This is a genomic window from Halomonas sp. BC04 (assembly GCF_000568385.1).
Window position 1 is genome coordinate 1 of sequence record NZ_AZQX01000173.1, and the last position, 5,070, is coordinate 5,070.

Genomic DNA, 5,070 nt, shown 5'->3' on the forward strand with positions numbered 1-5,070 from the left:
CCGTGAGTTGCTAGCATCCGAGCTGGTAATGACTTTAAATTCATTGCTATACAGCCACTCCATGCTATCTGGGACGAGGTCTGGATTTTCACATAGCGCCAGGTAAGTGCCAACTGATATGGCTTCAAATCTAATCCTTGGGACAGAAGTGTTTTTTGCGTTCTTTCTAAAGCCATACGGAAAATGAGTTTTTACAAACTCCATGACCTCTCTGAATCTCTCTATATATTTTTCCTTATCGAAGCTTTCATTCTTTTCCTTCAGGTATTCATCAAGAAATTCGTTTACGCTATGATCAAACCCTAGATAGTTGTCGGAAAAAGCAAAAAACCTTAATACAAGCTCTTCATACTCCTTACGCCTCTGCCTAGCCTGGCCTACAGGGCAAAGCTCCTGAAACCATGCTTCCCCTGCTAATTCTTGCACCATTTCTAGGAAAGGGCCACCTATAGAACCTCTACGCTGCTCAGCATAATTGAGTTTAGACCCACCTGTATTCAAACGATCAAAAAGCTCACGACGTGACTCTTCATCAGATTCTAAGAGCTCAATGGTCCGCAAAGTTTTCCGCTTAAACCGCAGCTGCCTGGACTTGGGAAGATCTGAGAACTTGAAGCCTTCTAGCAGTTTCAGTATCTCAAGGCCAGTCAAAGAAAATCCATCCTCAATGAATTCGACAATCGTCCTGACACGCTGGGACCCATCAACGATCTCAAGAAGCCCCGAATGTTCCTCCTCCGTAACGTCAGAAACATAGATATAGGGAATAGGGAGGTCAAGAAGGACAGACTCAATGAATCGACTTTTTTGCTTAGGAAGCCAGACATGGTCACGTTGGTAGTCAGGGACGAACAGCTCAGCTATCCCTGGCCCAACTTCGTTTCTATACTTATCGTAAATCACCCCTACAGGATATTCTCTTATATCGTAGTCATGCCTTCGGCGTAAGCTAAGAATTTGTTTCTCCGCAGCTTCGATACGCTCATCGGTAAAGTTGGGAAAGCCAAAATTTCCCTGGACATCTTCGCCCATAGAACCCCCTCAGCTTATTCTATTTAAGAAATCCGCCCAATCCGCACTTCGCACCTTACGATAATTTCCACCTTCGCCATCTGCTGTGGTGTCAGAAGCTCTGGTGGGTAGTGCGTATTGTCACTGATCAACATGTAGCCCCCGCCGGCAACCCGCTAGCCGCTTGATCCGGCCGCTCGTCGCCAATGCGGACCAGGAACACACCATCGAGCTTGCGCTGGCTGCGATCGACCAACACACGGTCGCCGTCCTCAAGGGTGCTGCCCATGCTATCGCCGGGAACCTTCACGCCCACCACTTCGGCGGGAGCCAGCCCCATCGAATGCAAGGCATCGGTCTCGAAGTAGACAACGCTCTCGACCGGCCCACCCTCTAGGGTGCGGCCATCGCCGGCCGCCGCTTTGATGTCGTACATCCTCACCGGTAAAAGCCCTCCGCCTGGCTGCGATCCTATTCGGTAAGACACGTCACCGCTATCGATGCGGGAAGCAACAGGGCCAGACGCCGCCTGGCCATTATCCGAACAGATGGCAGTGACGACATACTGGATATCCACGCCGAGGCGAGAGACACGCTCAAGGTACTGTGAGTCAGGATGCCGTTTGCCCGTTTCATAGTTGGACTGAGCGACCTTCTTGACCCCGCCTGCCTCACCAAACGCTTCTTGAGGCATATCCAATTGGACACGCTCTTGCCGAAGCCGCTCGCCGAAATTTCCCAATTGAGCATCCCCAACCCTAGGTAGATATCCGTTTGGATAATGGCATGATCGTATCCCACACGAACACACACAGGTTACCACAATGCCCTTAACCCGTGATCAGGCCTGTGAAGCCCTTGACCAACGCGGCATCAGCATCTCCGAGTTCAGCCGCGCCTATGACCTCAATACCAACCTCGTCAGCGACTTGCTCGCCGGCCGGGAAAAAGGCCGAAGTGGCTCAAGAGCACGACGCCCAGCCACAGAGATCGACGGTTGGATCGAGGAAGCCCAGCACAACACAGAGAACGGGTTCCAGGCCGCCCCAAGGACCCACTTCGCCCAGGCAGGGCAATAGCCCCACCACAACTTGAGCTGCTCAGGCTGGGTATTGTGGGCGACCTGCCGGAACCCAGTGATCCACGTGCCCGCGGGATATTGTAGCGAGGCAGCAGGTCGGCATCGGGCATCGCCAGGCGCTGGCGCTTAGCGAGTCGAGGAAAGGCCCTGAACTGGGAGAATCTATCGCACATGAAAGGAGTGTAGACGAACAAAGAGGAGTGGCCATCCTTGGCCGGGGCGCTTCCCTGCCACACAAAGAGAGATGCCATGAAAGGAAATGGCACAGCCAGGATAGCCAGAAGGCCAACCCCTATGAGGGTTGGCGACGTCGCCTTTACCTGATGCTCGAGCCCACCGCTCGTGACTCCCCTGGGCTATCGATCACCAACCGCTTGATAGCCGTGCTGATCATCCTCGCCACGGCACTGACCATTCTGGAGACGGAGCCGCTGGTCCGAGCGCTGGCGCCCAGCGCCTTCGTCACCGCCGAGGCTGCACTGGCGCTGGCCTTCCTGGTCGAGTACGTCGCGCGTGTGATCGCGGCCGGCGAAGATCCTCGCTATCGAGGGCTGGCTGGGCGCCTGCGCTTTATGGTCAGCCCATGGGCGATCATCGACCTTCTGGCGATTCTGCCGTTCTTCCTGACCATGGGGGCGGTCAACGCCTTCGCCTTGCGTCTGCTCAAGCTGATCCGGTTACTCAGGCTCGCGCGCCTGGGGCGCTTCTCCAACGCGATCGGTGATCTCTATCAGGCGGTGCGCGGGCGGCGCTACGAACTCACGGTGAGCCTGATGGTGGCGGTGGCGTTGCTGATCGTCACCAGCAGCGTGATCTATGTGCTGGAAGCCAGCCATCAGCCCGAAGCCTTCGGGAGCATCCCCCGAGCGCTCTGGTGGAGCGTCGCCACACTCACGACCGTGGGATACGGGGACGTAACGCCGATAACCGCGGCTGGGCAGCTTTTTGCCGGCCTGACCGCCATCGTTGGTATCGGCATGATCGCCATGCCGACCGGCATCCTGGCGGCAGCCTTCAGCGATGCCATGCAGAGACGTCGGGACCAGGCTGAAAACGATAATAACGGGTAACAAGACAGGGAGCGGGGAATGGCACTTCGATTTCATCGGCGCATCCGTATCGCCCCGGGCATTAGCCTGAACCTCAGCAAAAGCGGGATCGGGGCCTCCATCGGCCCTCGTGGCGCAAAGATAAGCGTGGGGCGTCGCGGTGTTTATAGCAACGTGGGACTGCCGGGTACCGGCCTCGCCTACCGTGAGAAGCTCAACAAGCGCGGAGGCCGGGGTGCAACCAGCGCCCAGGCAGGGGCACCCTCTCCGGGCAAGGCACTTGAGCAGCAGCTCAAGTCTGGGGGCTCGGCGGTGGCGCGTGTCCGCGTTAATGAGAGCGGCGAGGTCGTGATCACCGACGACGAGGGCCAGCCATATGATGAGACGGAGCTCCGTATCCTGCGTAAGTACGCTGGAGAGGGCATGCGCGATATGCTCCAACAGGCGTGTGATCGGCTGAACGCCGATCTGTCGGCGCTGGCCACAGTGCACATTGATACGCTGCCCCCACAAGACAAGCCAGTGTTTCAGGGACGAGGATTCCCCGAGCCTGAGGCTCAGCGCAGGCCTCGCCTCCAGCCGACGCTGTGGAGCCGTATCTGGCCCCCGGCGGGGCGTCGACTAGAAGAACAGAACGAGCGGCGGACTGAACAATACGTACGCGCCTTCAGCGAATGGGAAGAGGCGGCGCGAGCTTTCAACGAGCAGGAACGGCAGCGGCGCGAGCAAGAGACCGAATTAGTGCTGACGGACCTCGATGCCATGGCCAATGTCCTTGAGGAACACCTGGGGGAAATCCCGTGGCCGAGGGAGACGAACGTGAGCTTCGATCTCGGTGATGATGCCAGCACCATCGCTATCGACATCGAGCTACCCGTAGAGGATGCCTTCCCGGACGTGGAGTACAACCTGGCCGCCAAGCAGGCGAAGGTTTCCGTCAAGAAAGTCGCCGCCACTCGGCGTCGCATGCTCTATCGCGACTACGCACATGGCGTGGCGATGCGGGTGCTCGGTGAGATATTCCATCGCCTTCCGACCGTCCAGGTGGCGCTGGTATCGGCCTACATGCCGGCGCTCGACGCCGGTACCGGGCAGCCCACCGAAAGCTACCTCTACAGTGTCCTGGTCACCAAGCCTCAGTGGCGAGAGATCAACTTCTTGGCCCTGGCCGACATCGAGCCACCTGCCACCCTGGAGCGCTTCGAGCTGCGGAGAAAAATGACCAAGACGGGGGTGTTCAAGCCTATTGAGCCGTTCGATGTAGTGGCGCTGGCTCGTGTCTAGGATGTAGGAGAGTTATTCAATCGCAGGGGAGGAGACATGCGAAATCCGAAGGCGGGTGCATCGTTATAGGACTGCTGCTAGTAGCGTGGTAGATAGCGCCGGTGACTGATTCTGATACAAGTCACACTATCCTGCATTTAACTTAACGCGTTCACCTCCTGGTGACCCAACGTGCAACCCACCCCTGACCACAACAGAAACATTATTATTATTTTGATTTGGAAATTCCAAGGCAATGAGATTGATTCTATTTTTGCAAACTGGAATCCCCATCCTTCTAGTAGGCACTTCCTTCCACTTGAAATACCTTTCCATCTCAACTGTGGTGACTGCTACAACTGATTTTGCTCCGTTATCCCATGCGTATCTTAAAGAGCGTTTGAAAATCTCTATGGGCAAGTCATTGCTCTCATACGACTCACCTGCAAACCTGGATATTTCCCAAGTAAAACAGGTGCTTGGCAAAGTTTCCGAGCATAGAAAACTGAACTTTTCCGCCAGTAGATAAGGCTTGATGGTTGGGATGAGCCTGGAACAACCGAGGATATTTCCTTTAGCGTCTTCAGCGATTGTGTATATTGCATCACTGGTATCATACTGATCTGTTTCAAGCTGTGACTCATGATCTGTGGTTGGAATTTTCCA

At 55.7% G+C, this 5,070-nt stretch carries 6 protein-coding genes and 1 pseudogene; 3 read left to right on the forward strand and 4 right to left on the reverse strand.

The features are described 5' to 3' along the window. From Q427_RS12175 to Q427_RS36880, 3 genes and pseudogenes are all read right to left on the reverse strand, one after another. A partial coding sequence (locus Q427_RS12175; RefSeq protein WP_051496321.1) for a DUF262 domain-containing protein occupies positions 1 to 1,032 on the reverse strand: 1,032 nt, incomplete at its 3' end. Between the two features lie 127 nt (positions 1,033 to 1,159). After that, positions 1,160 to 1,447 carry a S24 family peptidase gene (locus Q427_RS33990; protein ID WP_231613665.1) on the reverse strand — a complete coding sequence of 96 codons (288 nt, stop codon included), beginning with the start codon at positions 1,445 to 1,447 and terminating at the stop codon, positions 1,160 to 1,162. 159 nt (positions 1,448 to 1,606) lie between these two features. Further along, positions 1,607 to 1,834: pseudogene (locus Q427_RS36880) on the reverse strand (helix-turn-helix domain-containing protein); the annotation flags it as partial. A gap of 1 nt (position 1,835) precedes the next feature. On the opposite strand from Q427_RS36880, the gene Q427_RS12185 reads away from it, so the two are divergent. From Q427_RS12185 to Q427_RS12195, 3 genes are all read left to right on the forward strand, one after another. Then, entirely contained in the window at positions 1,836 to 2,090 is a 255-nt protein-coding gene (locus tag Q427_RS12185; protein WP_081785968.1) for a hypothetical protein, read from the forward strand. 325 nt (positions 2,091 to 2,415) lie between these two features. Beyond that, entirely contained in the window at positions 2,416 to 3,162 is a 747-nt protein-coding gene (locus tag Q427_RS12190; RefSeq protein ID WP_043514201.1) for a potassium channel family protein, read from the forward strand. 18 nt (positions 3,163 to 3,180) lie between these two features. After that, positions 3,181 to 4,425, forward strand: coding sequence for a DUF4236 domain-containing protein (locus Q427_RS12195; protein WP_043514194.1), 1,245 nt, complete (start codon positions 3,181 to 3,183; stop codon positions 4,423 to 4,425). A 126-nt stretch (positions 4,426 to 4,551) separates the two neighbouring features. Here Q427_RS12195 and Q427_RS30080 read toward each other — a convergent pair. Then, on the reverse strand, positions 4,552 to 5,070 hold a 519-nt coding region (locus Q427_RS30080), incomplete at its 5' end, for an acyl-homoserine-lactone synthase (RefSeq protein WP_081785969.1).

Coding starts and splice junctions, on each gene's coding strand:
- Q427_RS33990 (WP_231613665.1), bottom strand. CDS start 1,447: ATGTACGACATCAAAGCGGCGGCCGGCGATGGCCGCACCCTAGAGGGT.
- Q427_RS12185 (WP_081785968.1), top strand. CDS start 1,836: ATGCCCTTAACCCGTGATCAGGCCTGTGAAGCCCTTGACCAACGCGGC.
- Q427_RS12190 (WP_043514201.1), top strand. CDS start 2,416: ATGCTCGAGCCCACCGCTCGTGACTCCCCTGGGCTATCGATCACCAAC.
- Q427_RS12195 (WP_043514194.1), top strand. CDS start 3,181: ATGGCACTTCGATTTCATCGGCGCATCCGTATCGCCCCGGGCATTAGC.